General features: G+C 60.2%; 34 protein-coding genes and 3 tRNA genes. 27 read left to right on the forward strand and 10 right to left on the reverse strand.

The window, feature by feature from the left end; genetic code table 11:
* Positions 1-5 precede the first annotated feature (5 nt).
* The 8 genes from ACFIQF_RS08540 to ACFIQF_RS08575 all read right to left on the reverse strand — a co-directional run bounded on the left by ACFIQF_RS08540 (position 6) and on the right by ACFIQF_RS08575 (position 7,071).
* Positions 6-656 carry a GntR family transcriptional regulator gene (locus tag ACFIQF_RS08540; protein WP_393941937.1) on the reverse strand — a complete coding sequence of 217 codons (651 nt, stop codon included), beginning with the start codon at positions 654-656 and terminating at the stop codon, positions 6-8.
* A 49-nt stretch (positions 657-705) separates the two neighbouring features.
* Positions 706-1,161: a VOC family protein gene (locus ACFIQF_RS08545; RefSeq protein WP_393941939.1), complete on the reverse strand. Its 456-nt coding sequence runs from the start codon at positions 1,159-1,161 to the stop codon at positions 706-708.
* A gap of 21 nt (positions 1,162-1,182) precedes the next feature.
* Positions 1,183-1,965: an amino acid ABC transporter ATP-binding protein gene (locus tag ACFIQF_RS08550; RefSeq protein WP_393941941.1), complete on the reverse strand. Its 783-nt coding sequence runs from the start codon at positions 1,963-1,965 to the stop codon at positions 1,183-1,185.
* An 8-nt stretch (positions 1,966-1,973) separates the two neighbouring features.
* The gene (locus ACFIQF_RS08555) at positions 1,974-2,846 is read right to left on the reverse strand and encodes an amino acid ABC transporter permease (protein ID WP_393941943.1); all 873 of its coding nucleotides are present in this window, start codon (positions 2,844-2,846) and stop codon (positions 1,974-1,976) included.
* Positions 2,847-2,915: 69 nt separating this feature from the next.
* Entirely contained in the window at positions 2,916-3,809 is an 894-nt protein-coding gene (locus ACFIQF_RS08560) for an ABC transporter substrate-binding protein (RefSeq protein ID WP_393941945.1), read from the reverse strand.
* A 57-nt stretch (positions 3,810-3,866) separates the two neighbouring features.
* Positions 3,867-4,370, reverse strand: coding sequence for a gamma-glutamylcyclotransferase family protein (locus ACFIQF_RS08565; protein WP_393941947.1), 504 nt, complete (start codon positions 4,368-4,370; stop codon positions 3,867-3,869).
* Between the two features lie 331 nt (positions 4,371-4,701).
* Positions 4,702-6,195: a glycerol kinase GlpK gene (glpK, locus tag ACFIQF_RS08570; RefSeq protein ID WP_393942159.1), complete on the reverse strand. Its 1,494-nt coding sequence runs from the start codon at positions 6,193-6,195 to the stop codon at positions 4,702-4,704.
* A gap of 102 nt (positions 6,196-6,297) precedes the next feature.
* Positions 6,298-7,071, reverse strand: coding sequence for a DeoR/GlpR family DNA-binding transcription regulator (locus ACFIQF_RS08575; RefSeq protein WP_393941949.1), 774 nt, complete (start codon positions 7,069-7,071; stop codon positions 6,298-6,300).
* 354 nt (positions 7,072-7,425) lie between these two features.
* Between ACFIQF_RS08575 and ACFIQF_RS08580 the strand changes: the two genes are divergently transcribed.
* The 21 genes from ACFIQF_RS08580 (at position 7,426) to ACFIQF_RS08680 (ending at position 19,011) form a co-directional block, all read left to right on the forward strand.
* The gene (locus ACFIQF_RS08580; RefSeq protein WP_393941951.1) at positions 7,426-9,030 is read left to right on the forward strand and encodes a glycerol-3-phosphate dehydrogenase/oxidase; all 1,605 of its coding nucleotides are present in this window, start codon (positions 7,426-7,428) and stop codon (positions 9,028-9,030) included.
* 274 nt (positions 9,031-9,304) lie between these two features.
* Positions 9,305-9,673, forward strand: a complete 369-nt coding sequence (rplN, locus tag ACFIQF_RS08585; protein WP_393941953.1) for a 50S ribosomal protein L14 — start codon at positions 9,305-9,307, stop codon at positions 9,671-9,673.
* A gap of 11 nt (positions 9,674-9,684) precedes the next feature.
* Positions 9,685-10,002 (forward strand): 50S ribosomal protein L24, encoded by a 318-nt coding sequence (gene rplX, locus ACFIQF_RS08590; RefSeq protein ID WP_393941954.1) that lies wholly within the window; start codon positions 9,685-9,687, stop codon positions 10,000-10,002.
* A gap of 10 nt (positions 10,003-10,012) precedes the next feature.
* Complete coding sequence (rplE, locus tag ACFIQF_RS08595) at positions 10,013-10,561, forward strand: 50S ribosomal protein L5 (protein ID WP_184705455.1); 549 nt, start codon at positions 10,013-10,015, stop codon at positions 10,559-10,561.
* A gap of 8 nt (positions 10,562-10,569) precedes the next feature.
* Positions 10,570-10,875 (forward strand): 30S ribosomal protein S14, encoded by a 306-nt coding sequence (gene rpsN / locus ACFIQF_RS08600; protein ID WP_393941957.1) that lies wholly within the window; start codon positions 10,570-10,572, stop codon positions 10,873-10,875.
* A gap of 18 nt (positions 10,876-10,893) precedes the next feature.
* A complete protein-coding gene (gene rpsH / locus ACFIQF_RS08605) occupies positions 10,894-11,289 on the forward strand; it encodes a 30S ribosomal protein S8 (protein ID WP_393941958.1) in 396 nt (131 codons plus the stop codon).
* Positions 11,290-11,317: 28 nt separating this feature from the next.
* Positions 11,318-11,851, forward strand: a complete 534-nt coding sequence (gene rplF, locus ACFIQF_RS08610) for a 50S ribosomal protein L6 (protein WP_393941960.1) — start codon at positions 11,318-11,320, stop codon at positions 11,849-11,851.
* A gap of 11 nt (positions 11,852-11,862) precedes the next feature.
* Complete coding sequence (gene rplR, locus ACFIQF_RS08615; protein WP_393942161.1) at positions 11,863-12,228, forward strand: 50S ribosomal protein L18; 366 nt, start codon at positions 11,863-11,865, stop codon at positions 12,226-12,228.
* A 15-nt stretch (positions 12,229-12,243) separates the two neighbouring features.
* Positions 12,244-12,762 (forward strand): 30S ribosomal protein S5, encoded by a 519-nt coding sequence (gene rpsE, locus ACFIQF_RS08620; RefSeq protein WP_393941962.1) that lies wholly within the window; start codon positions 12,244-12,246, stop codon positions 12,760-12,762.
* A 14-nt stretch (positions 12,763-12,776) separates the two neighbouring features.
* Positions 12,777-12,959, forward strand: a complete 183-nt coding sequence (gene rpmD, locus ACFIQF_RS08625; RefSeq protein WP_066475638.1) for a 50S ribosomal protein L30 — start codon at positions 12,777-12,779, stop codon at positions 12,957-12,959.
* 11 nt (positions 12,960-12,970) lie between these two features.
* A complete protein-coding gene (gene rplO, locus ACFIQF_RS08630) occupies positions 12,971-13,402 on the forward strand; it encodes a 50S ribosomal protein L15 (protein WP_184705467.1) in 432 nt (143 codons plus the stop codon).
* A 21-nt stretch (positions 13,403-13,423) separates the two neighbouring features.
* On the forward strand, positions 13,424-14,743 hold the full coding sequence (gene secY / locus ACFIQF_RS08635; RefSeq protein WP_393941964.1) for a preprotein translocase subunit SecY: 1,320 nt from the start codon (positions 13,424-13,426) through the stop codon (positions 14,741-14,743).
* A gap of 93 nt (positions 14,744-14,836) precedes the next feature.
* Positions 14,837-14,950: a 50S ribosomal protein L36 gene (gene rpmJ, locus ACFIQF_RS08640; protein WP_003050535.1), complete on the forward strand. Its 114-nt coding sequence runs from the start codon at positions 14,837-14,839 to the stop codon at positions 14,948-14,950.
* Between the two features lie 21 nt (positions 14,951-14,971).
* Positions 14,972-15,337, forward strand: a complete 366-nt coding sequence (rpsM, locus tag ACFIQF_RS08645) for a 30S ribosomal protein S13 (RefSeq protein WP_393941967.1) — start codon at positions 14,972-14,974, stop codon at positions 15,335-15,337.
* Between the two features lie 18 nt (positions 15,338-15,355).
* Entirely contained in the window at positions 15,356-15,760 is a 405-nt protein-coding gene (rpsK, locus tag ACFIQF_RS08650; RefSeq protein WP_054257670.1) for a 30S ribosomal protein S11, read from the forward strand.
* An 82-nt stretch (positions 15,761-15,842) separates the two neighbouring features.
* Entirely contained in the window at positions 15,843-16,466 is a 624-nt protein-coding gene (gene rpsD, locus ACFIQF_RS08655; RefSeq protein WP_393941969.1) for a 30S ribosomal protein S4, read from the forward strand.
* Between the two features lie 119 nt (positions 16,467-16,585).
* The gene (locus tag ACFIQF_RS08660) at positions 16,586-17,581 is read left to right on the forward strand and encodes a DNA-directed RNA polymerase subunit alpha (RefSeq protein WP_393941971.1); all 996 of its coding nucleotides are present in this window, start codon (positions 16,586-16,588) and stop codon (positions 17,579-17,581) included.
* A gap of 114 nt (positions 17,582-17,695) precedes the next feature.
* Positions 17,696-18,082: a 50S ribosomal protein L17 gene (gene rplQ / locus ACFIQF_RS08665; protein WP_184705477.1), complete on the forward strand. Its 387-nt coding sequence runs from the start codon at positions 17,696-17,698 to the stop codon at positions 18,080-18,082.
* Between the two features lie 259 nt (positions 18,083-18,341).
* A tRNA-Met gene (locus tag ACFIQF_RS08670) sits at positions 18,342-18,418 on the forward strand.
* A 103-nt stretch (positions 18,419-18,521) separates the two neighbouring features.
* Positions 18,522-18,605 (forward strand) — tRNA-OTHER (locus ACFIQF_RS08675).
* Between the two features lie 329 nt (positions 18,606-18,934).
* Positions 18,935-19,011 (forward strand) — tRNA-Met (locus ACFIQF_RS08680).
* Between the two features lie 279 nt (positions 19,012-19,290).
* Here the strand turns inward: ACFIQF_RS08680 and ACFIQF_RS08685 are convergent.
* Complete coding sequence (locus ACFIQF_RS08685) at positions 19,291-19,704, reverse strand: VOC family protein (RefSeq protein WP_393941973.1); 414 nt, start codon at positions 19,702-19,704, stop codon at positions 19,291-19,293.
* A 126-nt stretch (positions 19,705-19,830) separates the two neighbouring features.
* Between ACFIQF_RS08685 and ACFIQF_RS08690 the strand changes: the two genes are divergently transcribed.
* Both ACFIQF_RS08690 and ACFIQF_RS08695 read left to right on the forward strand, forming a co-directional pair.
* On the forward strand, positions 19,831-20,586 hold the full coding sequence (locus ACFIQF_RS08690) for a PhaM family polyhydroxyalkanoate granule multifunctional regulatory protein (protein ID WP_393941975.1): 756 nt from the start codon (positions 19,831-19,833) through the stop codon (positions 20,584-20,586).
* Positions 20,587-20,706: 120 nt separating this feature from the next.
* On the forward strand, positions 20,707-21,933 hold the full coding sequence (locus tag ACFIQF_RS08695) for an FIST signal transduction protein (protein ID WP_393941976.1): 1,227 nt from the start codon (positions 20,707-20,709) through the stop codon (positions 21,931-21,933).
* 39 nt (positions 21,934-21,972) lie between these two features.
* Here ACFIQF_RS08695 and ACFIQF_RS08700 read toward each other — a convergent pair whose 3' ends face one another.
* A complete protein-coding gene (locus ACFIQF_RS08700; RefSeq protein ID WP_393941977.1) occupies positions 21,973-22,713 on the reverse strand; it encodes a helix-turn-helix domain-containing protein in 741 nt (246 codons plus the stop codon).
* A gap of 92 nt (positions 22,714-22,805) precedes the next feature.
* On the opposite strand from ACFIQF_RS08700, the gene ACFIQF_RS08705 reads away from it, so the two are divergent.
* From ACFIQF_RS08705 to ACFIQF_RS08720, 4 genes are read left to right on the forward strand one after another with little or no spacing between them, the layout of a single operon-like run.
* The gene (locus ACFIQF_RS08705; RefSeq protein ID WP_393941979.1) at positions 22,806-23,657 is read left to right on the forward strand and encodes a hypothetical protein; all 852 of its coding nucleotides are present in this window, start codon (positions 22,806-22,808) and stop codon (positions 23,655-23,657) included.
* A gap of 57 nt (positions 23,658-23,714) precedes the next feature.
* The gene (locus ACFIQF_RS08710; RefSeq protein ID WP_393941980.1) at positions 23,715-25,646 is read left to right on the forward strand and encodes an MFS transporter; all 1,932 of its coding nucleotides are present in this window, start codon (positions 23,715-23,717) and stop codon (positions 25,644-25,646) included.
* Positions 25,643-26,155, forward strand: coding sequence for a hypothetical protein (locus ACFIQF_RS08715; RefSeq protein WP_393941982.1), 513 nt, complete (start codon positions 25,643-25,645; stop codon positions 26,153-26,155). The genes ACFIQF_RS08710 and ACFIQF_RS08715 overlap by 4 nt, the downstream gene beginning before the upstream one ends.
* Before the next feature lie 46 nt (positions 26,156-26,201).
* On the forward strand, positions 26,202-26,552 hold the full coding sequence (locus ACFIQF_RS08720; RefSeq protein WP_393941983.1) for a DUF333 domain-containing protein: 351 nt from the start codon (positions 26,202-26,204) through the stop codon (positions 26,550-26,552).
* Positions 26,553-26,562: the final 10 nt, after the last annotated feature.

A 26,562-nucleotide genomic window follows, 5' to 3' on the forward strand; every position in this document is an offset into this window, starting at 1 on the left:
CGGGTTCAGCGCTCGCCCAGTGCGTCGGCCACGATGCGCATCGTAGATGCGATGTGCTCGCGCGTGAGCTTTTCCGCCAGATCGCCGTCGTGCCGCTCTACCGCTTCGAGAATCTCCAGGTGCTGCACTGCCGAATGAGACAACTGGTCTTGCGCAAAAATCACCGGCAGGCGCAGGCTCCAGTAGTGGAACTGGGTTCGTGCGTGCTGCTCGACGAAATACGGGTTCTCGGATAGGGCCACCAGACGGCGGTGGAAGATTTGGTTGAGGCGGTTGACTTCGCTGCGCGAGATCGCTTCGGCCGCATCCATTTGCTGGAGCAGGGAGCGCAGTTCGGCCACGGTTTCGGGTGTGGATCGCTCGGCGGCCAAGCGGGTGGCATAGCCTTCGATGGCCATACGGCCTTCGAAGATGCTGCGAAACGCCAGCGGCGCACCGGTGCCTACAACCCAGCCACGGCTGCGCGTGACGAGGCCTTCGCCTTGCAGGCGTAGCAGGGCTTCGCGTACGGGCGTGCGGCCGGCCGACAGGCGCTCACAGATCTCGTCTTCGACCATGCGGTCGCCTGGTTTGGCTTCGTGCGACAGAATTTTGTCGCGCAGCAGCTGGTAGATATCGGTGGCAATGGAGGCAGTGGCTGGACGATTCGGCGTCATGGCTGTAGCGGGTGTTGGAGGCACATCGGTGAAAGCTTTTCAGCGCGGTTCAGGCTGCGGTCTTACGGACTTCGAGCACCACGCCGGCACCAGCTCGGGTGTCAAAGTAGCTGAAACCGGATTGGTCGGCGCGGCGGCCGCGGGCCGTGATGCCGACGCCGGACTGTTGTGCCTGTGCTTCGGCCTGGTCGCAATCAGGAACTTCGAATCCCAGGTGGTACACGCCTTCGCCGTGGGTGTCGAGAAATCTACGTTGCGGCGAGTCTAGCATGGAGGGTTGGCATAGCTGGAGCTGGAAATTGTCCAGGTCCAGGCATTTGTAGCGCATCTCGGCCGAGGCCTCCGGGTTAGGTACGTCAAAGGCCACGTAGGCCTGGCCTTTGGGATAGTCGAACCAAGGGCCCATGCCCAGGCTTTCGTAGTAGGCGACTGCCTTTTGCAGGTCGTGCACGACGATGCAGACATGGTGCAGTTGGCGGAACGGGGTGGTGGCGGTAGAGTGCATCAGCATAGGTCTTGAGGCCTTTCAATGGGCCAGGTGGTGGGCAAGAAACTGGCGGCCGCGTTCGCTGGCCGGCGCGGAGAAGAACTGGCGTGCTGGGGTGACGTCTTCGACGATTTCGCCGTTGACCATGAACAGCACGCGGTCGGCAAAATCGCGAGCCAGCGACATCTCGTGCGTGGCCATCATCATGGTGATGCCGTCCTCGGCCAAGCGACGGATGACGGCGACCACCTCCTGAGCGAGCTCGGGATCGAGGGCACTGGTGGGCTCGTCGAGCAGCATCACCGAGGGCTCCATCGCCAAGGCGCGGGCAATGGCCACGCGCTGTTGCTGACCGCCCGAGAGCTGGTTGGGGTAGACACCGGCCTTTTCTTCCAAGCCTACTCGTCGCAACAATGCCAGTGCTTGCGTGCGCACTTCGGCTTTGGGGCGACGCAGTACGCTCAGCGGACCGGACATGACGTTGTCGAGCACCGTCATGTGGCGAAACAGGTTGAAGCTCTGGAACACCATGCCGGTCTTGCGCCGCTGCAGACTGCTGTCGTGGTCGCTGAGCTCGTAGAGCACATCACCGCGCTCACGGTAGCCGATGGTGTCACCTTCGACGACGATCTTGCCGCCGTCAATGGTTTCGAGGTGGTTGACGCAACGCAGCAAGGTAGATTTTCCCGCCCCGGAGGGGCCCAGCACGGCCACGACCTGGCCACGCGGGATGGAAGCGGTGACATTGCGCAGTACGCACTGGCTGCCACGGAATTTCGTGACCCCCATCAGGTCGATGGTAGGAGAGACAGAAGTGGGCATGGTGAGGCTCAGCGGTGGGGAAAGAGTTTCTCCAGTGCCGTTTGCACGGCAGTGGCAAAGGCGGTCATCACCAGGTACCAGAAGCCAGCCACGGCCAGCAATTCGACCACGTGGAAGTTGGAGGCGTAGATATCGGTGGAGATGCGCAACAACTCCAGATAGCCGATGGCAGATGCCAGCGAGGTGGACTTGAGCAGCAAGATGTATTGGTTGCCTGCTGTTGGCACGATGATGCGCGCCGCTTGCGGAATCACCACCTTACGCATCAGCAAACTGTTGGACATGCCGATGGCGCGTGCAGCATCGCGCTGGCCGTTGTCCACTGCCATGAAGCCACCTCGGATGATCTCGGCCATGTAAGCGCCCTCGGCCAGGCTCAGGCCAATGAGGGCTGCCACATGCGGGGTGATCACATGGGTCATCTGGATATCGAGCAGCACCCAGTTGGTGAATGGAATCGCGATGTAGAGCTGCGGAAACATGATCGGGAAGGCGTTGAACCAGAAGATCAGCTGGATCAGCATCGGTGTGCCGCGAAACAGGTAGATGTAGGTCGAGGAGATGGCAGTGAGCACCGGGTTGCCGCTCACGCGCATGAGTGCGGCAACCAGGCCGACGGCAGCGGCCAGGAACATGGCGATAGTGCCGAGCATCAACGAGTTGACGGCGCCGGCGAGCACCAGTTCGCTGAACAGATACTCCAGAAAAATCCCCAGGTTCATGACCTTGGAGGCGATGGCAGCCTTGAGCAGCAAGGCCAGCGCCAGCACGACCACGATGGCAAAGGCCCATGGCCCCCAGGAGCGCCGATGCACCACACGTTGTGGCGCCGCAGTGCCAGCGGGTGCGGTGGTAGAAATGACAGAAGTTGCGGGAGTCACAGAGAAAGCTCCGGTAGGAATGAATCGCTGGCGCATGGTGCGCACAGGGCTGCATGCAGCCCTGGTGGATTACTTGTTGCGTTTGGTCGCTGGCAGGTTGACGCTGATGGCCGGCAGTGCGGCGCCGCTGACGCCCCACTTGTCGAGCAGCTTCTGGTAGCTGCCGTCATCCATCATGGATTGCGTCGCTTTTTGCACTGCATCGCGCAGGCCGCTGCGGTTCTTGGCGAAACCCCAGCTGGTGATGTAGGAAGTCAGCATGTAGTTGCCGCCGACCAGCTTGTAGCGTCCGGGGAACTGCTGGCCCATGTAGACGAGGGCGGGAAAGTCACCAAGATAGCCGTCGACCCGGCGCAGGTCGAGCTGCATCCGGGCATCGGGCGCCGAGGGCAGTTGCTCGGAGCGGATCGTGGACTTGCCCGCTTTGACGCAGCGCTCGGAGGCGGCTTCGACCTGGGTCATGATCACGCGGCTGCCGAGCAAGGTGGCGACGCTTTTGCCGCAAAAATCGTCGATGGTTTCCAGCTTGGCGCTGTTGTTGGCGAGGACCAGGATGCTGGCTCCCGAGAACATGTAGTTGACGAAGTCGACCTTCTGCTCGCGCTCTTCGGTATCGCTGATACCGCCTGAGGCGAGGTCGAAGCGGTCGGCTTCCAGGCCCGGGATCAGTGCCGAATACTCGGCCTGAATGAACTCGAGCTTGAGGTTCAGGCGCTTGGCCACTTCGGCCAGCAAATCGCGGCTGGCGCCGGTGACTTCGCTTTTGCCGGCCTCGCGAAATTCAATCGGCGGAAAGGTCTGCTGTGAGCCCACTCGCAGTGTCCCACGGGCCTTGATCTCAGCGGGCAGTGCTGCCTGCACGTCCGCTGGCAAGCTGGTGGTAGTTTGGGCTAACGCGGCGAACGGTGCGGCACAAGCCAGCGACAGCAGCAGGCGACGGGAAAAAGGCGTAAGAAAACGCATGGTGACATCCTTCAAAGAGGGGCGGGTGGGCTCTGGGAGCTGGAGCGGCTAAGCGGGTTAGCGGCTCTCGGCCGATTTGCCTGGAATGGCCGATGGGTTGGGGCGATCGGCGCGCGGGCACTCGGCAGCGGCATCGAAGGTGGCCTGGACCGAATCGATATAGGCCTGCGGGAAGTTCCAGGCTGTCAGGCCGTCCGGAATATGCTGCCAGTAAAAGTTGGGCGGACGCATGGCCATGCCGGGGTTGGTCAGGCGGTAGGTCCAGCAGTCATAAGCCTTGCCGTCATCGCCATGGACGGTGAGGAAGAAACGCTCAAAGTCGTCGTAGTCTTCGTTGAACTGGTGCGGCTCGTGTTCAAACACCACGCCCAGCGCATTGACGCCGTGGGCATCAGACACGCCATTGAGGTGGCACCAGCCACGGTCCTTGCGATCGGCGGCGGCGTGGAATTGCAGACGGTGGTTGGCTGCATGGCCCTTGGTAATGGCTTTGACGGTGGGCCAGTAACGGCGGATCTCAGGGTCGTTGAGCCAGGTGCAGTAGGCGAAGTAGTAGAGCATGGAACTTATCTTTCAAATAAAACACAGGAATCAAAACAGATTTGTAACGTACACAGAAACATATACGAAACAATTTTCTGAAAAAGCTGCAGTACACGAGGTAGACGCAGCTTGATCAGCTCCCGCCCTCAGCGGGTTTCTGTTTCATATATATTAGAATATATGATGCAATGGCTGCGAATCGGGACTAACCCGGAGCGGGGTAATTGCATGCAGATTTTGGGCCTGCAGCCCGCTGGGCTGCGTGGCTTAAAGCGCACTGGGTTGCAAACAAAAAAGGATGCCGTCGGGCATCCTCTGCTGGCGTGCCACCAACGTGGCAAACGACCTGTTACACCGCCGTAGCTTGCCGCACGGCTTGTTCCCAGCGGGCCATCAGGGCGTCGGCGCGGGCTTTGTCCAAGGTGGGGACAAAGCGGCGTTCGGCTTTCCACAGGGCGGAGAGCTCTTCGGTGCTTTGGTAGACGCCGGTGGCGAGGCCCGCCAAGTAGGCGGCGCCCAGGGCGGTGGTTTCCACGCAGGCGGGGCGCACCACGGGGATGCCCAGCAGATCGGCCTGGAACTGCATCAAGAGGTTGTTGACGCAGGCGCCGCCGTCCACGCGCAGTTCGCTCACGGGCTGGCCGCCGTTGGCGACGGCGTCGCGGCTCATGGCTTGCAAGAGGGCGGCGCTTTGGTAGGCAATGGATTCGAGCGCGGCGCGTGCAATGTGGGCGATGGTGGTGCCGCGTGTCAGGCCGGTGATGGTGCCGCGGGCATCAGCGTTCCAGTACGGCGCGCCCAGGCCGGTGAAGGCGGGCACCATCATCACGCCGCCGCTGTCGGGCACGGATTCAGCCAGTTGCTGCACCTGACCGCTGTGTTCGATGGCTTGCAGGCCATCGCGCAGCCACTGCACGACGGCGCCGCCGACAAACACGCTGCCTTCCAGCGCAAACTGCGGCTGGGCCGTGGCTTGTGCGGCGCTGGTGGTGAGCAGGCCGTTGCGCGATGTCTGGAACTTGTCGCCGGTGTGCATCAGCATGAAGCAGCCGGTGCCGTAGGTGTTTTTGGCCATGCCGGCCTGGAAGCAGGCCTGGCCGAAGAGGGCGCTTTGCTGGTCGCCGGCCATGCCGCCAATGTGGATGGGCGCTCCCAAAAAGTCTGCCGTGGTATCGCCAAAATGGCTGGCCGAGGGCTGTACTTCGGGCATCAGCGAGCGCGGGATGCGCAGCAAGGCCAGCAGCTCTTCGTCCCACTGGTTGCTATGCACGTTGAAGAGCATGGTGCGGCTGGCGTTGCTCACGTCAGTGACATGGCGCTGGCCGCCGGTCAGCTGCCATACCAGCCAGGTGTCGACCGTGCCAAAAGCGAGTTCACCGCGCTCGGCCGCTGCGCGGGCGCCGGCCACGTTGTCCAGCAGCCATTGCAGCTTGGTGGCCGAGAAATAGGCATCGACCAGTAAACCGGTTTTTTGCTGGATGGTGGCCGCATGGCCATCGGCGCGCAATTGGGCGCAGACGGGTTCGGCGCGGCGGTCTTGCCAGACCAGGGCGTTGTGGATAGGTTGGCCGGTTTTGCGGTTCCAGACCACGGTGGTTTCACGCTGGTTGGTGATGCCGAGCGAGGTGATCTGGCTGGCGCTGATGCGGGCGTTCTTCAAGGCTTCGCGAGCTGTTGCCAGTTGCGTGCCCCAGATCTGCAGCGGATCGTGCTCCACATGGCCGGGGCGCGGGTAGATTTGCGGCAGCTCTTGCTGGGCCATGGCGACGATGCTGCCACGGGCGTCAAACACAATGCTGCGGGAGCTGGAGGTGCCCTGGTCGAGGGCGAGCAAGTAGGTCATATCCATCAGCCGGCTTGCGCCGGGGTGCTATATCAATGGCGGCTTTTGGGGCACTTTGTGCGGGTGCGCCAAAGCCGGTTTTGGCTGAAATTTTTACCGGAATCAAGCCACCGTGCAACGCACATTGGCGTCTTGCAGCAGGCGCGGAAAAGGTTCGGGCGGCGGCTCGTCGGTGAACAGGCGGTCCAGGCGCGAGAGCGGCCCCACTTCGACCATCGCTGGTCGGCCAAATTTGCTGTGGTCGGCCGCCATCCACACTTCGCGCGCCTGTTCCATGATGGTTTGCGCCACCTTCACTTCGCGAAAGTCGAAATCGCGCAGGCTGCCGTCTGACTCGATGCCCGAGATGCCGATCAGCGCAATGTCGACGCGGAACTGGCGGATGAAATCCACCGCCGCTTCGCCGATGATGCCGCGGTCCCGCCCGCGCACCACGCCGCCGGCCACGATCACTTCGCAATCGCTGTTGCTGCTGAGCGTGGCCGCCACGTTCAGGTTGTTGGTGATGACGCGCAGGCCGCGGTGCTGCATCAGCGCGCGCGCAATGGCCTCGGTGGTGGTGCCAATGTTCAGGATCAGCGAGCAGTTGTTGGGCACTTGCGCCGCCACCGCTTTGGCAATGCGCGCTTTGCCGTCGGCATGCAGCGATTCGCGCTGCGTGTGGGCCAGGTTCTCGGTGGTGGAGCTGGGGAGTCGCACACCGCCATGAAAGCGTGACAGCACGCCTGCATCGGCCAGGCGTTGCACATCGCGGCGCACGGTTTGCAAGGTGACGCCCAGAAGATGGGCCAGCTCGTCGACCGTGACCGATTGGCGCTGCTGCACCTCGCTGAGCAAGCGGAGCTGGCGGGGGTTGGTGTTGGGGAGCACCGTCATGGGCTGAAACGAATGAAAACGAAAACTCTCGCAAATATAGTGCAAAAGCGGGTGGCTGGGCAGGCGGGCGGCCCAGGCTGCTCCCAGTTGCAGGCGGATCTACTGGAATAGCGGCTGGCTGGGGCTGTCATCAGGCTGGCATGCGTAAGCCTTAAGCTTTTGCGAAATTACCACGGTGCAATAGCGCTAAATTCAGCGGTAATTGCGCAAATGCGAAACAAAAAAATCAAAAACGAATAAAATTTACTGCTAAAAAGCGCAATAACGAAATATCTCGGGCTGCGCTTTGGTGGGCGTGGCACCACTCATGCGGAGGGTGCCACTGCAACTTTCTGATCCAGCCAGGCCAATTCCATGCCATCCGAATCCAAGACCGCTCCCATGTTCACTTCTCGCAGCGAATTGCTGGCGCAGCTGGGCGCTGCGCAGCAGTTTGACTTGGCCGTCGTTGGCGGCGGAGCAACCGGTTTGGGCGTTGCGCTGGATGCTGCAGCCCGCGGCTTCAAGGTGGTGTTGCTGGAGGCAATGGACTTTGCCAAGGGCACCTCGTCGCGGGCCACCAAGCTGGTACATGGCGGCGTGCGCTACCTGGCGCAAGGCAATATCTCGCTGGTGCGCGAGGCGCTGCACGAGCGCACCACCTTGCTGCAAAACGCGCCCCATATTGCGCAGCCGCTGGCATTTGTGATGCCCTCGTACAAGCTGCTCGATACGCCGTTTTATGGCGTGGGCTTGAAGATGTATGACGCGCTGGCCGGCAAGGCAGGCCTGGGATCGACGCAATTTCTGTCGGCAGGCGCGACGCGCAAGCTGCTGCCCACGGTGCAGACGCAGGGCTTGAAAGGCGGCGTCAAGTACTGGGATGGTCAGTTTGATGATGCACGCCTGGCCTTGGCTTTGGCGCGCACTGCTGCGACCAAGGGGGCGTTGCTGCTGAACTATTGCCCTGTCACCCGTTTGCTGCAGGAAAACGGCCGTGTGGTAGGTCTGGAGTGCCAGGATGCGGAGAGTGGCAAAAGCTATACCGTGCGTGCCCGCTGTGTGGTGAATGCCACCGGGCCCTGGGTTGACCAGCTGCGCCAGCAAGACGCCGAGCTGCTGGGCAAGCCCGTCAAGCCCATGGTGGCGCCCAGCCAAGGCGTGCATGTGGTGGTGGACCGAGAGTTTCTGCCGACCGACCATGCCTTGCTGGTGCCCAAGACGGCGGACGGCCGCGTTTTGTTTGCCGTGCCTTGGTTGGGCAAGGTGATTTTGGGCACGACGGATACACCGCGTCACGACTTGGCACGTGAGCCGGTGCCGTTCGAGGAAGAGCTGAACTTCATCCTGACGGAAGCGGGCAAGTACCTGACGCGCCAACCCACGCTGGCCGATGTGCGCAGCATGTGGGCGGGCCTGCGTCCCCTGGTCAAGCCGCAGGACGACGATGGCGAGAACACCAAGAAGATCAGCCGCGAGCACACGGTGCTGACCAGTAAATCCGGCATGGTCACGGTGACCGGCGGCAAGTGGACCACCTACCGCGCCATGGCTGAAGATGTGCTCGAAGCCTGCTTCAATGCCGGCGAGCTGCCGCGCAAGCCGGGCGGGGTGACGGTACACCTGCCTCTGGTGGGGGCACCTGCGTCGGGCCGTTCGCAGCACAGCATGCACATGGCGCAGGGCATGCACTCCTATGGTGGCGAAGCCGCGCTGGTGAGCGCGCTGCCAGGGGCTTCGGTCTGGCTGGCCGACAGTCTCAGCGAAGGCATGGTGCGCTTTGCAGTGCGCTATGAATATGCGCGCACCGTAGAAGACGTGCTGGCGCGCCGCAGCCGCATGCTGTTTCTGGATGCGCGTCTGGCGGCCAAACTGGCACCGCGCGTGGCTGACATCCTGCGTGAAGAACTGATTGCCGAGCCGGCCTTGGAGGCCTTTTTGGTGCTGGCGCAACAGTACAGTGCAAAAAAACCGGTGTAAAACCCGAAAATTCTGGCAGAACCAAGGCCGCTTGCTTGACGAGATGTGCTATGTCTGTCAGAATCATCAGCTTCGCGTTTAATTTAATCGCCATTGGTGCCTCGCGCGCCAGGCGGTGGTTGGGTTAAGGCGCGAGGTTTCTGCCCAGGAGAAGCATGGCGAAATGGTTCGCGATGTGGACGACGGGCCCAAGACTGACTGGCTGCTTGGCTGTCCATGAGGATTAATTCTTATTGGGCTGTCCGGTCTGCTGGTGCAAGTTGGGAATATTGAAATGATCCAGACAGAATCTCGACTCGAGGTTGCCGACAATACCGGCGCGAAGTCTGTCCAGTGCATCAAAGTGCTGGGTGGTTCGCACCGTCGCTATGCGAGTGTTGGTGACATTATCAAGGTGAGCGTGAAGGAAGCTGCTCCACGTGGCCGCGTCAAAAAAGGCGAGGTTTACAGTGCTGTGGTGGTGCGTACCGCTAAGGGTATTCGCCGTCCTGACGGTTCGCTCGTTAAATTCGATGGCAACGCCGCTGTGTTGCTCAACGCCAAGCTGGAGCCTATCGGCACCCGCATCTTTGGCCCCGTGACCCGTGAACTGCGTACTGAAAAGTTCATGAAGATCGTGTCGCTGGCCCCTGAAGTTCTCTAAGGAATAGCACCATGAACAAGATTCGCAAGGGCGACGAAGTTATCGTGCTGACCGGCCGTGACAAGGGTAAGCGCGGTGTTGTGACGCTGCGTTCGGACGACTCCCACCTGGTGATCGAAGGCATCAACCTGGTGAAGAAGCACGTCAAGCCAAACCCCATGAAGGGCACCAACGGCGGTATCGTGGAAAAGGCCATGCCTATCCACCAATCCAACGTGGCTATCTTCAATGCGGCAACCGGCAAGGCTGATCGCGTGGGCATCAAGGTGAACGCCGACGGCGCACGTGTTCGCGTGTTCAAGTCCAATGGCGCTGAAATCGCAGCCTAAGGAGTAAGACATGGCAAACGTTGCACGACTGCAAAAACAATACCGTGAGCAAATCGCTCCCGAACTGATGAAGAAGTTCGGCTACACCTCCCCCATGGAAGTGCCTCGCCTGACCAAGATCACCCTGAACATGGGTGTGAGCGAAGCCGTTTCCGACAAGAAGGTGATGGACAACGCTGTGGCTGACCTGACCAAGATCGCTGGTCAAAAGCCTGTGGTGACCAAGGCCAAGAAGGCTATCGCTGGTTTCAAGATCCGCGAAGGCCAAGCTATCGGCTGCATGGTGACCCTGCGTGGCGTTCAGATGTATGAATTCCTGGACCGTTTCGTGACCGTGGCTCTGCCCCGCGTGCGTGACTTCCGTGGTATCTCCGGCCGCGCATTTGATGGCCGTGGCAACTACAACATCGGCGTCAAAGAACAGATCATCTTCCCTGAAATTGAGTACGACAAAGTCGATGCACTGCGTGGTCTCAACATCAGCATTACGACGACTGCGAAGAATGACGACGAAGCCAAGGCTTTGTTGCAAGCTTTCCGCTTCCCGTTCAAGAACTGAGGTGATGCATGGCTAAACAAGCACTGATCCAACGCGAACTGAAGCGTGAAAAGCTGGCTGCCAAGTACGCAGCCAAGTATGCAGAACTGAAGGCTATCGCCGGTGACAGCAAGCGCACCGACGAAGAGCGCGATGCAGCCCGTCTGGGTCTGCAAAAGCTGCCTCGTAATGCCAACCCCAACCGTCAACGTGCACGTTGCGAAATCACGGGTCGTCCCCGTGGCACATTCCGTCAATTCGGTCTGGGCCGCGCCAAGATTCGTGAACTGGCATTTGTCGGCGCCATCCCTGGCGTGACGAAGGCCAGCTGGTAAGCAGTCAGGAGATTAAACATGAGCATGAGTGATCCAATCGCTGACTTGCTGACCCGTATCCGCAACGCCCAAATGGTGTCCAAGGCCACCGTGTCGGTGCCATCTTCCAAAGTGAAGGTTGCCATCGCCCAGGTGCTGAAGGAAGAGGGTTACATCGACGGCTTCGACGTGAAGACCGAAGATGGCAAGTCTGAACTCGCAATTACTTTGAAGTACTACGCCGGTCGTCCTGTGATCGAGCGTATCGAGCGCGTGAGCCGTCCTGGCCTGCGTGTGTACAAGGGCTGCAATGCAATTCCTCAAGTCCAAAACGGCTTGGGCGTTGCCATCGTGACCACGCCCAAGGGTGTGATGACCGATCGTAAAGCGCGCGCTGCCGGTGTCGGCGGTGAAGTGCTTTGCTATGTGGCTTAACCCGTGACATTGAAGGAGAAATACTGAAATGTCCCGCGTAGCAAAAATGCCTGTGAGCATCCCCCAAGGCGTGGATGTCTCCATCAAGGAAGACCAAATCAGCGTGAAGGGCGCCGGCGGTACGCTGGCTCTGGCTCCTAACGCCCTGGTCAAAGTTTCCAACAACGACGGTAAGCTGGCTTTCGAGCCCGTGAACGACTCCCGTGAAGCCAATGCCATGAGCGGCACCATGCGTCAGCTGGTGAACAACATGGTGGTTGGCGTGAGCAAAGGCTTCGAGAAGAAGCTGTCTCTGGTGGGCGTGGGTTACAAGGCTGCAGCCTCTGGCAGCAAGCTGAACCTGAGCGTTGGTTATTCTCACCCAGTCAACTTTGAAATGCCTGCTGGCATCACCGTTGCCACCCCTACCCCTACGGAAGTGGTGATCAAGGGTGCTGACCGCCAAGTGGTGGGTCAGCTGGCAGCTGAGATTCGTGCCGTTCGTCCTCCCGAGCCTTACAAGGGCAAGGGCATCCGTTATGCGGATGAGAAGGTCACGATCAAAGAGACTAAGAAGAAATAAGGAGCTGCATGATGTTCAACAAGAAAGAGCAGCGTCTTCGTCGTTCCCTGCAAACCCGTATTCGCATTGCCAACCAAGGCGTTGCGCGTTTGACGGTGAACCGTACGAACCTCCATATCTATGCCACCATCATTTCCGGCGACGGCACCAAGGTGATCGCTACCGCATCGACGGCCGAAGCCGAAGTGCGCAGCAGCCTGGGTGCATCCGGCAAGGGTGGCAACACCGCAGCAGCCACGATCATCGGCAAGCGCATCGCTGAAAAAGCGAAGGCCGCTGGCGTTGAAAAGGTTGCATTCGACCGTGCAGGTTTTGCATACCACGGCCGCGTGAAGGCTCTGGCTGATGCAGCCCGCGAAGCCGGCCTGCAGTTCTAAGCGGAGTGGATAGAAATGGCTAAATTTTCCCCCAAAGTGCAAGACGAAGGTCGTGACGACGGTTTGCGCGAAAAAATGATCGCGGTCAACCGCGTCACCAAGGTTGTGAAGGGTGGTCGTATTCTCGGCTTCGCTGCACTGACCGTGGTTGGCGACGGTGACGGCCGTGTTGGCATGGGCAAGGGCAAGTCCAAGGAAGTGCCTGCTGCCGTGCAGAAGGCTATGGAAGAAGCCCGTCGCAACATGATCAAGGTGTCGCTCAAGAACGGCACCCTGCATCACACCGTGATGGGTCACCATGGCGCTGCCAACGTGATGTTGGCTCCTGCTCCCAAGGGTACCGGTATCATCGCCGGCGGCCCAATGCGCGCCGTTTTCGAAGTTCTGGGCATCACCGACATCGTGGCCAAGAGCCATGGTTCGTCGAATCCCTACAACATGGTTCGCGCCACTTTCGACGCTTTGAACAACTCCACGACCCCTGCGGAAGTGGCTGCAAAGCGTGGCAAGTCGGTTGAAGACCTGTTCGCCTGATCGGAGTCGTCACTATGACTACACAACAAACTGTGAAGGTCCAATTGGTGCGTAGCCCGATTGGTACCAAGCAAGACCACCGCGCCACCGTGCGTGGTCTGGGTCTGCGCAAGCTGAACAGCATCAGCGAACTGAAGGACACCCCTGAAGTGCGTGGCATGATTAACAAGATCGCCTACCTGGTGAAGGTTCTCTGAAAGGATTGATGATGGAACTCAATAGCATCAAGCCTGCAGCAGGTGCCAAGCACGCCAAGCGCCGCGTCGGTCGCGGTATCGGCTCCGGTCTGGGCAAGACTGCAGGTCGCGGTCACAAGGGTCAGAAGTCGCGTTCGGGTGGCTACCACAAGGTAGGCTTCGAAGGCGGTCAAATGCCTCTGCAGCGCCGTCTGCCTAAGCGCGGTTTCAAGTCGACCACGCTGAAGTTCAACGCCGAAGTGTCGCTGGCTGCTCTGGAGCGCCTGGGCGCTGCGGAAGTGGATCTGGCGGTACTGAAGCAAGCTGGCCTGGTGGGTCAGCTGGCCAAGGTCGTCAAGGTGATCAAGGCTGGTGAACTGACCAAGGCTGTGAAGCTGAACGGCATTGGCGCCACCGCTGGTGCCAAGGCTGCGATCGAAGCTGCTGGCGGTAGCATCGCCTAACCCTTTCTGAAAGATTCATCAGTGGCTACGAACACCGCAACAATTGCAAAGACCGGTAAATATGGCGATTTGCGTCGTCGCTTGGTTTTTCTGTTGCTGGCGCTGATCGTGTACCGCATCGGGGCTCATATCCCGGTGCCGGGCATCGATCCGAACCAGTTGCAGCAACTGTTCAATAGCCAACAGGGTGGAATTCTCAATCTGTTCAACATGTTCTCGGGCGGAGCGCTCTCGCGCTTCACCGTGTTTGCACTGGGGATCATGCCGTACATCTCGGCATCGATCATCATGCAATTGATGACCTATGTCGTCCCAACGTTTGAGCAGATGAAGAAAGAGGGCGAAGCTGGCCGTCGCAAGATCACCCAGTACACCCGTTACGGTGCGCTGGCTCTTGCACTGTTCCAGTCGCTGGGCATTGCCGTGGCACTGGAAGGTACTGCTGGTTTGGTTCTCAACCCTGGTTTCGGGTTCCGTCTTACTGCCGTGGTCAGCCTGACCGCCGGTACGATGTTCCTGATGTGGTTGGGTGAGCAGATCACAGAGCGTGGTTTGGGCAACGGGATCTCGATCCTGATCTTCGCTGGTATTGCTGCGGGTCTCCCCAGCTCCATCGGCGGACTGCTCGAATTGGTGCGCACTGGTGCGATGAGCATCATTGCCGCGATCTTCATTGTTCTCGTTGTGGCAGCCGTGACGTACTTCGTCGTGTTTGTCGAGCGTGGACAGCGCAAGATCCTGGTGAATTACGCGCGCCGTCAGGTTGGAAACAAGGTGTATGGTGGCCAGTCTTCGCACTTGCCACTGAAGCTGAACATGGCCGGGGTCATTCCTCCCATCTTCGCTTCCTCGATCATCTTGCTGCCTGCTACGGTTGTGAACTGGTTCAGCGCTGGCGAATCGATGCGTTGGCTCAAGGACATTGCAAGCACGTTGACTCCTGGTCAACCGATCTATGTGATGCTCTACGCCGCAGCGATCATCTTTTTCTGCTTCTTCTATACGGCCCTGGTTTTCAACAGCCGCGAAACGGCCGATAACCTGAAGAAGAGTGGTGCCTTTATTCCCGGGATTAGACCAGGGGATCAGACAGCACGTTATATTGATAAGATTTTGGTGCGTTTGACACTTGCAGGGGCGATCTACATCACCTTTGTGTGTCTGCTGCCAGAATTCTTGATCCTGAAGTACAACGTTCCGTTCTATTTCGGTGGCACTTCCTTGTTGATCATCGTTGTGGTGACCATGGACTTTATGGCCCAGGTACAAAACTACATGATGTCCCAGCAGTATGAGTCGCTTCTGAAGAAGGCGAACTTCAAGGCCTCGGCCAAGAGCTGAGATCGACAGGAAAGTGTGCCCTCCAGTCCATTGGGGCCAAAAATTTGAAATGCCGTCACGGACTGGAGCGGATGGAAGTTTTAGGAGAATGAAATGAGAGTTTCAGCTTCGGTAAAGAAGATTTGCCGTAACTGCAAGATCATCCGTCGCAAGGGTGTCGTTCGTGTGATCTGCACCGACCAGCGCCACAAGCAGCGCCAAGGTTGATTGAAAGACTAGAGGACGCAAATGGCACGTATTGCTGGTATTAATATCCCTCCGCACCAACATGCGGAGATCGGCCTGACCGCTATCTATGGCATCGGTCGTACCACGGCTCGCAAGATCTGCGAAACGACCGGTATCGAGTATTCCAAGAAGGTCAAGGACTTCACGGACGCTGATCTGGAAAAGATCCGCGACGCGATCGCTCACCTGACCCTGGAAGGTGACCTGCGCCGTGAAACCACGATGAACATCAAGCGTTTGATGGACATCGGCTGCTACCGCGGTTTCCGTCATCGTCGTGGTCTGCCCATGCGTGGTCAACGTACCCGCACCAATGCCCGCACCCGCAAGGGTCCGCGCAAGGGCGCAGCGGCTTTGAAGAAATAAAGAGATTGAAGGTACACAATGGCTAAGTCTCCTGCTAACAACGCAGCTGCTCGTGTACGTAAGAAGGTTCGTAAGAACATTTCTGACGGTATTGCACACGTTCACGCTTCGTTCAACAACACCATCATCACGATCACCGATCGCCAAGGCAATGCACTGTCTTGGGCTTCGTCCGGTGGCCAAGGCTTCAAGGGCTCGCGCAAGTCGACGCCTTTCGCAGCCCAGGTCGCTTCCGAAGTGGCCGGTCGTGCTGCTATGGAACAAGGCATCAAGAACCTGGACGTCGAGATCAAGGGCCCCGGCCCAGGTCGCGAATCCTCGGTTCGTGCATTGGGTGCACTGGGCATCCGCATCACCTCCATCTCGGACGTGACGCCGGTTCCCCATAACGGCTGCCGCCCTCAAAAGCGTCGTCGTATCTAATTCACCATAAGCCCACCGCCGCCAGCGCATGGTGCACTGGCGGCTCCCGCATTTTTGCGGTAGCTGAAAAAAGGATATTCAAGTGGCACGTTTTATTGGCCCTAAGGGCAAGCTTTCCCGCCGCGAAGGCGTAGACCTGTTCCTGAAGAGCGCTCGTCGCTCGATCGCGGACAAGGTCAAGCTGGACACCAAGCCAGGTCAGCACGGCCGCACCTCCGGTGCCCGTACCTCTGACTACGGCCTGCAACTGCGCGAAAAGCAAAAGGTCAAGCGCATGTACGGCGTGCTGGAAAAGCAATTCCGCCGCTACTTCGCTGAAGCAGACCGTCGCCGTGGCAACACCGGCGCCAACCTGCTGAGCCTGCTGGAAAGCCGTCTGGACAACGTGGTCTACCGCATGGGCTTCGGCTCGACCCGCGCTGAAGCACGTCAGCTGGTGTCGCACAAGGCCATCACCGTGAACGGCCAAGCCGTCAACATTCCTTCCTTCATGGTCAAGGAAGGCGACGTCGTGGCAGTGCGCGAAAAGTCCAAGAAGCAAGCCCGTATCGTCGAGTCGCTGCAATTGGCCGGTCAAGTGGGTTTCCCCGCTTGGGTGGAAGTGTCGGCTGACAAGGCTGAAGGTACCTTCAAGAAGGCTCCTGACCGCGATGAATTCGGTGCCGACATCAACGAATCGCTGATCGTCGAATTGTATTCTCGTTAATTTCACGGTCGTTCCCGACTGCGAAAGTGTATCCGTCCCAGAACCGCGAGGCATCGCGGTTCTGGTGCTTCACCAGCCTTACCGGTGTAACGAGCCGGGGGTATTGAGAGGAAGTTTGCATGCAGACCAATTTGCTGAAACCCAAGACAATCAACGTAGAACAGCTGGGCCACAACCGCGCCAAGGTAGAGCTGGAGCCGTTCGAGCGCGGTTACGGTCACACGCTGGGCAATGCCCTGCGCCGCGTTTTGTTGTCGTCGATGGTGGGTTATGCAGCGACGGAAGTAACCATTGCAGGTGTGCTGCACGAGTACTCGTCCATCGATGGCGTGCAGGAAGATGTGGTCAACATCTTGCTGAACCTCAAGGGCGTGGTGTTCAAACTGCACAACCGTGATGAAGTCACCCTGAGCCTGCGTAAAGACGGCGAAGGTGTGGTGACGGCTGCTGACATTCAGACGCCGCACGATGTTGAAATCATCAACCCTGATCATGTGATTGCCAACCTGTCGCAAGGCGGCAAGCTGGACATGCAGATCAAGGTGGAAAAGGGCCGTGGCTATGTGCCCGGTAACGTGCGCCGCTATGGTGACGAATCGACCAAGTCGATTGGTCGCATCGTGCTGGACGCATCGTTCTCGCCCATCAAGCGCGTGAGCTACACGGTGGAATCTGCCCGTGTGGAACAGCGTACCGACCTGGACAAGCTGGTTCTCGAGATCGAAACCAACGGCGCCATTGCTGCTGAAGACGCAGTGCGCTCGTCGGCCAAGATCCTGGTGGAACAGCTGGCCGTGTTTGCCCAACTGGAAGGCGGCGCGCTCGACGTGTTCGACCAACCTGGCGGTCAAGCGCGCAACAACGCAACCTTCGATCCGATCCTGCTGCGTCCTGTGGACGAGCTCGAGCTGACCGTGCGTTCTGCCAACTGCCTGAAGGCCGAAAACATCTACTACATCGGTGATCTGATCCCGCGCACCGAAAATGAGTTGCTCAAGACGCCTAACCTGGGCCGCAAGTCGCTCAACGAGATCAAGGAAGTTCTGGCTTCCCGTGGTCTGACCCTGGGTATGAAGCTCGAAAACTGGCCACCTGCCGGTTTGGAAAAGCGTTAAATTATAATGGCGGGCTTTCCCTCCTATCGGGGGGAGCCCATTTTGTTAGTAGTGCGTCAGACAGTACCTGATCCGGCTGTTTGATTGAATCAATTCTTAATAAGGAAAAGCACCATGCGTCACGGACACGGCCTCCGTAAACTGAACCGCACCTCGTCTCACCGCAAGGCGATGCTGCAAAACATGATGAATTCGCTCATCGAGCACGAAGCCATCAAGACCACCGTGCCTAAGGCCAAGGAACTGCGCAAGGTGATCGAGCCCATGATCACCCTGGCCAAGGTGGACACCGTTGCCAACCGTCGTCTGGCATTCGACCGCCTGCGTGACCGCGACAGCGTGACCAAGCTGTTCAACGTGCTGGGCCCCCGCTCGGCCAACCGTCCTGGCGGCTACACCCGTATCCTGAAGATGGGTTACCGCGTGGGCGACAACGCTCCTATGGCGTACGTTGAGCTGGTGGACCGCGCTGAAGAAGCCGGTGAAGCAGCAGCTGAATAAGCAAGAGGCATCAGCCCCTTGTTGGAAAAGCCCACTTCGGTGGGCTTTTTCTTTGTCTGAGCGCTGGCTCCCAGGGCGTGCAGTCCGGGCGAGCCGTCATCGTCTCTGCCCCGCATTTCTTGCTGAGCCTTGTTTTGCTTGTGTGGATGGGCCACGCCCGACAGGGGCTGCAGGCTGGATTCACTTGCTGCACTGCAAAATATTTCCGAAATATGGCATGCAACTGCATATGCTGGAAATCCCTGGGTTATAATTGCGGTGCGCGATGGAGCAGTCTGGTAGCTCGTTGGGCTCATAACCCAAAGGTCGGAGGTTCAAATCCTTCTCGCGCAACCAGAACAATGCAAGTAAAGCCAGCTGATCAGCTGGCTTTTTTTGCGTTTAAGGCGTCCGAAGCCTCACTGCGTTCGTTTCTATCTTGAGAGAACGTGGAGAGCGGTGCGCGATGGAACAGTCTGGCAGCTCGTCGGGCTGGGGTCGTAGAGCCCAAAGGTCGGAGGCTCAAACCCTTCTCGCGCAACCAGAATTACAAAGCCAGCTTTCGAGCTGGCTTTTTTGCGTCTGGGGCGTTCGCAGCTTCACGGCATTCGCTTCTACCTTGGGAGAAGTCGATGGCGGTGCGCGATGGTGCCGTCTGCCAGCTCGTTGAGCTGGGTTTCATCGAGTCCCAAGATCGGTGGCTTTAATTCTTCTTGTGCCACAGGAACAGCCAAGCTTGGCTGGTTCGTTTCTCCCTTGGTTTTCGCGGGTGTAGTCCGGAAATTTTCGTGCTATCAAAAGCGAAGCTGGAAAAATAATCAGCAAAAGCGCAGAACTCGAAAATTGTGCGGTTCTATCGCGCTATAATTGCGGTGCGCGATGGAGCAGTCTGGTAGCTCGTTGGGCTCATAACCCAAAGGTCGGAGGTTCAAATCCTTCTCGCGCAACCAGAACAAAGCAAGTAAAGCCAGCTGATCAGCTGGCTTTTTTGCGTCTGGGGCGGCGTACGAAGCCTCACTGTGTTCGTTTCTCCCTTCAGAGCAATCAGATGGAGGTGCGCGATGGAGCAGTCTTGCAGCTCGTCGTGCTGGGTTCATCGAGCCCAAAGTCGGTGGCCCAAACCCTTCTCACGCCACCAGAACACCAAAGCCAGCTGTCGAGCTGGCTTTTTCGTTGTGGTGCCAAGACTTGCTGGCACATTCTTCAAGCCTCACGCGGGGCTGCATGTCTCAATGCGCGTAAAGCGTCTCCAGCGAGCGGAAGCCTTTCACTTCAATCGGGTTGCCGCTCAGGTCGTAGAAGAACATGGTCCACTGCTCGCCGGGTTCGCCTTCAAAGCGTACTTGCGGCTCCAGCACAAACCGGGTGTTGGCGGCGCGCAGGCGCTCTGCCAGTTTTTTCCAGTCTTCCAGCTGCAGTACCAGGCCAAAGTGCGGCATGGGCACCAGGTGTTTGCCCACGTGGCCGGTGTTGCTGGTGCTGAAGGGCTGGCCCAGATGGCAGGAGATCTGGTGGCCGAAAAAGTCAAAATCTACCCAGGTATCGGTGCTGCGGCCCTCGGCGCAGCCAAGCGTGGTGCCGTAGAACTGCCGTGCGGCATCCAGATCGTGAACGTGAAAGGCGAGATGAAAAAGGCTTTGCATGGAGGTCTTTCTGGTCGGTGTCGCCGCAAGGCGGCTTTGGCGCGAACTACGCATAGGCAGCGGGCAGCCAATCGGGTAAGCTGCCGCCTTGCACATTGGAAACTATAGCAAGAGGAGGCAGTCGCCATGGCAAGCAGCAATGATTCCTTCAATCCGTTCGCGCCGGGTTTTGACTTTTTGCAGCGCCTGGGCCAGGCGGGCAAGGGCGCAGGCGCCAGCTTTCCCTCTTGGGGCGATTGGGCGGCGCCGACGGTCAGCGTCGAAGAGCTGGACAAGCGCATTGGCGAACTCAAAACCGTGCTTTTCTGGCTTGAGCAAAACGAGCGTGCCTTGATGGCCACCATCCAGGCCATGGAAGTGCAGAAGATGACTTTGTCGACCCTGCAAACCATGAACGTGCCCATGGACAACTGGGCGCAATCGATGGTGCAGCATTGGCAGAAGTTTGCCCAAGGCGCAGCGCAGTCCGAGCCCGCCGCGGAGGCCGCTGCGCAGCCGCCTGCCCCAGCTCCCGCACCTCCGCCTGCCGCAGCGGCCCCTGCCGAACCGCCAGCCAGCGCACCAGCGGCCACACCAACAGCAGCTCCGGCTGCTGCAGCCGCTGCTGATCCGCTGCTGTGGTGGAGCGCGCTAACACAGCAGTTCCAGCATATTGCGCAGCAAGCGGTTAGCGACGTGACTCAGCACGCCATGCAGCACGCCGCCACTACGCAAGAGGCGGCAGCGTCGGCCGTGCAAGCCATGGGGGCCGCAGCGGCGCCGCGCAAAGCGGCTGCGCGCAGCACAACGCGCAAGCCGGCGGCCAGCAAATCGACTGCGCCCAAGGCCAGCAAATCCACGGCCACCAAGGCCAAAGCGCCAGCCAGCAAACCCAAGCGTTGATCGGCGCAGAACAGCAGCGACAAGCGGCCTCGGCTGACAGCGCAGATGGCCGGGGTGCCCCTTAGAATGGACCGCATGAAGCGGTTCCCTTACGGCCATGCCACGCATCCTGACTGGCGTATGGCAGTTTCTTTGGTGGTTGCCCAGATCCGTGGCCGCATGGCGCAAAAAGCCTATGCCAGCCATCCCGGCCTGGGTCTGGCTTATTTCAGCGACCACTTTGCCCCGCATGCCGAGGCCTTGCTGGAGGTGTTGCAGGATGAGTTTCCCGAGGTGAGCGACTGGTCTGGCGCAGTGGGCGTTGGCGTGGTGTCCACGCAGGCCGAGTACATGGGCGAGCCCGCGCTGGCGGTGATGCTGCTCGATTTGCCGCCGCAAGCCTACCGCGTGTTCTCCGGCATTGCTCCCTTGCGGGCCGATGCGCATTCACCGGCCTGGGAGCGCGCCCTGGTGCACGCCGATGCGGGCTTGCCCGATCTGCCGGAACTGGTGGAAGAGCTGGCCGCACGCACCAGCGCCGGGCAATTGTTGGGCGGCCTGTGCTCCGGCACGGTGGCGCCTTTGCAATGGGCTTGGAGCAAGGCGCTGGAGCCGAGCCACAGTGGCGTATTGCGCGGTGGCATGTCGGGCATTGCTTTTGCCGCCGAGGCGGGCGTGCTGCAATCGGTTACCCACGGCTGCCAGGCCACCAGCGCCCGTATGCGCATCACCGCGCTGCAAGACAACGTGCTGCTGTCGCTGGATGGCCGCCCGGCGCTCGATGTGCTCGAAGAGTTGATGCTGGTGCGCATGGACGAAGCGCCCGAAATGGCCACGCGCAAAATGCGCCATTTGCAAGTGGCGCTGGAGAGCGAAGAACACGCCGGCGTGCTTTACTCCGGCCAGTTGCCGCCGCAAGCGCGCGTGTCCACCCTGGTGGGGGTGGATATGCAGCGCCGCGGCATTGTCTTGCCCGAATCGGCGGTGCAGCAAAAATACCTGCGCTTTTGCCAGCGCAACTGGACGGCGGCGCGCGCCGATCTGCTGCGCATGTGCGCCGAGCTGCGCGAGTCGCTGGCGCCCCAGAGTGCCTCGCTGGCAGATGGTGAGGAGCCCGGGCAAGCCGGGGCCGCTGCCGAAGCCTTGTGGCCCGAAATCGGTGCTGAGCGTGCTATTGCCGGTGCTGTCTACATCAGCTGCAGCGGGCGCGGTGGCAATTACTTCGGCAGTACCAATGCCGAGCTGGATTTGCTGCACCATGTGCTGGGCGATATCCCGGTGATCGGCTTTTTCAGCCAGGGCGAAATAGCCGGCCAGCAGTTGCACCGCTACAGCGGTGCGCTGCTGGTGTTTACGCAGCCGGTATGAAGCCTGAGGCCAGGGCTCCTGTCACTGGCGCAGCCGGTATCAGGTATTGGTACGGCGCATGGCGGTAAAAACCGAGAGTTCCCAGCTGCGCATGGCCAGCAGCAGGGTATAGCCTTCACGTTCTTTTTCGGGCAGGCGCTGGTCGGTCAGGTGTTGCTGGGCAAAGTCTTGCGCCACGCGTTGCAGGCGCTCCAAAAACGCTGGTGCCAGCGTGCGGCTGATGGAGCCGTGCACCAGCATCAGGCCTTCGCCCGCTTTGTCGAAGGTGCCAGAGTAGTAGTCATGCAGCGCGTTCTCGCGGAAATACTCCATCACCGGGCCATGCGGGCGCCAGCGGAAAGTCTTGGCGAGCTTGAGCCGGTAGCGGTTCATGGGCCGCAGCTCGATGATGCCGATGCGGTCCAGCTGCGCCAGGTATTTGATGCCTTCGGCCTCGGTCAGGCGGTAAGTGGCCAGCACCTGCTCCAGCGTCCATTGGCTGAGCACGCAAATGGCCATCAGCAGCAGCTTTTTGTCGGCAATCACGGCCTGCTCCTGCTGCTGCGTCAGCTCTTTGATCAGCGGCTGGTTGTCGGCCACGCGGCGCGAGAGATCGGCAAAGTCCAGGCGCAGCACATGGCAGATGGCGTCAATGCGCGAGAGCGGCATGTCGCCCTTGGCCAGCATGCGCTTGACGCTGGATTCCGCCATGCCCAGCGCCTGGGCCAGGTCGGCGTAGGTCATTTGCGCGGCTTTCAGCTCTTTTTTCAGCGCCAGAATCAGATCGGCAGTGGTGCTCATAGGTATCGAAAATCAGTACTCCCGGCGCCATCATAGGCGATCGTGCTTTTTGTTCGAGACTGAGCGTTGGGCGCCCGGCACAGTTCGCAGCCATGACTGATACCGCCATTCATCACCCATCTTCCTCCACTTCGCCAGCCAGGGCCGAGTGGTTGCTCTACACCGCGTATGCCGCGTTGGCTGCATTGGCTCTGTGGGGGCCGTATGTGCCGCAAGTCGCGCATTACCACGAGTTTGCCGACCAGCGCAGCCTCTGGGGCCTGCTCAATGCGGCCGATGTGCTCAGCAACCTGCCGTTCTTGCTGGTCGGTATTTGGGGGCTGTGGCGCACTGTGTGGCAGGCGCCCGACGCCGTGCGCGCCAGCGGTGCTGTGCCCTGGTTGGCGCTGGTGTTTGCCGGCCTGCTGACCACAGCCGCAGGCTCCACCTATTACCACCTGGCGCCGAGCGATTGGCGCGTGTTCTGGGATCGCATGGGTATGGTGCCGGTATTTGCCGGTGTGCTGGCCCTGGCAGTGCATTCCTTGTTGGGCCAGCGGGCCGCGTTGGTGACCGCATTACTGGTGCTGTTGGGCGGGCCGCTTGCCTTGCTGCAATGGTTGCAAACTGGCCAATTGCTGGCCTGGGCGGTGATGCAAGGTGGTGGCATGGTGCTGCTGCTGGTGCTGGCTTTTTGGCAGTGGCGCCACGCCATTCCAGCACCGCGCATTGCTTGGCCGCTGGCCGCGGTGTTGGCCTGGTATGTGCTGGCCAAGTTGTTCGAGCTGGGCGACCACGCCATCTGGCAAGCCAGCCAGCATGTGCTGGCCGGCCATGGCCTTAAGCACCTGGCTGCCGCGCTGGCGCTGGTGCCGCTGCTGCAAACAGTGCAGCGCCTGCGCAACGCTGGCCCCGCACAAGTGGCTGGCGCAGGCAAAATGCCCCAGGCAGTGCGCGAGGGTTGAGCCATGACAACCGCTACCAAACCAGCAGCCACCCCCGCCCGCCAGGAGACGCAACGCATGAGCCACAACCACCCGCCCACTGACGCCGAGGCGCATCCCAACCAGTTTGCCTTGCTGGGCCAGCGCCGCTTTGCGCCGTTTTTCTGGACCCAGTTTGCCGGCGCGGCCAACGACAACCTGTTCAAGTTCGCATTTACCGTGATGGTCACCTACCAGCTGCAGGTGGCTTGGATGCCGGCGTCGATGGCCGGCCTGGTGATTGGGGCGCTGTTCATTCTGCCGTTTCTGCTGTTCTCGGCCACCTCGGGCCAGATCACCGACAAGTTTCCCAAGCACCGCATGATCCGCGTGGTCAAAGATCTGGAGATCGGCATCATGCTGATCTCCGGTGTGGGCTTCTGGATCGAAAGCCCGGTCATCTTGCTGGGCTGCGTTTTCCTGATGGGCTTGCATTCCACCCTGTTCGGCCCGGTCAAATACGCCTACCTGCCGCAGGTGCTGCGCGACAACGAATTGACCGGCGGCAACGGCATGGTCGAGATGGGCACTTTTGTCGCCATTTTGCTGGGCAATGTGGTGGGCGGTTTGCTGGTGGCTTTGCCCGAGATCGGCCATGCATCGGTAGCGGTGGCCTGTATCGCCTTGGCGCTGCTGGGGCGGTTGATGGCGCAAGGCGTGCCGCCCGTGCCGGCCACCGATCCGGGGCTGCAGATCAACTGGAATCCGCTCACCGAAACCTGGCGCAACCTCAAGCTCGCCAAGAGCAATGTGGTGGTATTCCGCTCGCTGCTGGGTATCAGCTGGATGTGGTTCTTTGGCGCGGTGTTTCTGAGCCAGTTTCCCAGCTTTGCCAAAGAGGTATTGCACGGCAACGAGCATGTGGCTTCGCTGCTGCTGGTGGTGTTCTCCATCGGCATCGGCATTGGCTCCTTGCTGTGCGAGATGATGTCGCGCCGCCAGGTGGAAATTGGCCTGGTGCCGCTGGGCGCCATCGGCATGAGCGTGTTCGCGATCGATCTGTACTTTGCCTCGCGCAACCTGCCTGCTGCACCGCTGATGGACATTGGTGCCTTCGTCTCGCAATGGGCGCATTGGCGGGTGATGGCCGATCTGCTGCTGCTCTCGCTGTTTGCCGGCCTGTATAGCGTGCCCATGTATGCGCTCATCCAGATGCGCAGCCAGCCCACGCACCGCGCCCGCATCATCGCGGCCAACAATATCTTGAACGCGCTGTTCATGATCGCCAGCTCGCTCATCGCGGGCAGCTTGCTGGGCGCGGGTTTCAGCGTGCCGCAGATCTTTTTGTTCACTGGCATTGCCAATGCGCTGGTGGCCGGCTACATCTTTTTTCTGGTGCCCGAATACCTGCTGCGCTGTGTGGCCTGGGTGGCCACGCATCTGGTCTACCGCTTCAAGGTGGAAGGCGCGCAAAACATTCCCACCAACGGCCCGGCGCTGCTCACCTGCAACCATGTGAGCTTTGTCGACCCGATCTTGCTGATGGCGGCCAGCCCGCGCCCGATCCACTTTGTCATGGATTACCGCATCTTCCGCGCGCCTTTGCTCGGCTGGCTGTTCCGCCTGTGCAAAGCCATCCCGATTGCGCCGCAAAAAGAAGACCCGGCCGTCTACGAAGCCGCCTTTGCCCGCGCCGCGCAGGTGCTGCGCGATGGCGATTTGCTGGCCATCTTCCCCGAAGGCGCTATCACCCGCGACGGGCAGCTGCAAGCATTCAAGGGAGGCATGATGAAGATCCTCGAGCAAGCCAAGGCCGATGGCCTGGATGTGCCCGTCGTGCCCATGGCGCTGTCCAACTTGTGGGGCTCGTACTTCAGCCGCATCGAGCCCAACGGCGCCATGAGCAAGCCTTTCCGCCGCGGCGCCTACAACCGTGTCACTTTGCGCGTGGGCGAGACCATTGGCCCCGAGCAGTGTCAGCCCGAGACACTGCGCCAGCGGGTGCTCGGCTTGCTGGAGCGGCAGGCATGATCGAGCCGCTGGACGAGGCCGAGACGACCGAGCGCATTGTGCAATTTCTGCGCGACATAGGGCTGGAGGTCAAGGATGCCGTGCTGGCTGACGACTGCTTTCTGCCCGGTATCCGCATCACGCAGGGCGGCCTGCAGGTAGATCGTCAGCGGCTGCGCTGGCCCGGCGACCTGCTGCATGAGGCCGGGCATCTGGCAGTGGTGCCTGCGGCTTTGCGGTCTGGTATGGACGACGCGCTGGAGGATCTGCCCGCAGTGGAGCACGGTGGCGAGATGGAGGCCACCGCCTGGGCCTGGGCCGCGCTCAGCCATTTGCAACTGCCCGCGCACGTGTTGTTCCACGACGGTGGTTACCGGGGCCATGCAGCGGGCTTGCGCTTGAATTTCGAGATGGGCGTATACCTTGGTGTCTCCGGCTTGGTACAGGCGGGCCTGGCATGGCCGCCGTACCCGGCGCGCGCTGACGAGGCGCCTGTTTATCCACAGTTGCGCTGTTGGTTGCGCAGCTGAGGTCATCTGCTGCAGACTGACGCGCGGCGCGAAGGGCTTTGGGATAATGCAGGTATCGCAACGCAGCCGCCTCGCCTGGACGCGGCTGCACCAAGGCATGGAGATGATTGTGATTGCACGCCTAGTAAAAAGCGTTGCTGCTGTAGCAGCGCTGGCGGCCCTGGCCGCTTGTACCAGTACCTCCGGACTCAAGCCGCTGGAAGACCCGAACGAGAAAAAGCAGGATTCCTACGCCACCACCTACAAAGGCCCGCGCAGCCCTGCGGCTGCGTATTGCGTGCAGATGGGCGGCGCCATTCTGGATACGCCCAAGGGCAAGAACACGCTGTGCCGCTGGCCCGATGGCAAGGAGATGGATCCCTGGGAGCTGTTCTGGCGCGACAACCCTTTGAACTGAGCGCTGCGCC

The sequence above is a fragment of the Comamonas trifloxystrobinivorans genome, from assembly GCF_043359985.1.
Classification (GTDB): Bacteria; Pseudomonadota; Gammaproteobacteria; order Burkholderiales; family Burkholderiaceae_C; genus Comamonas; species Comamonas trifloxystrobinivorans.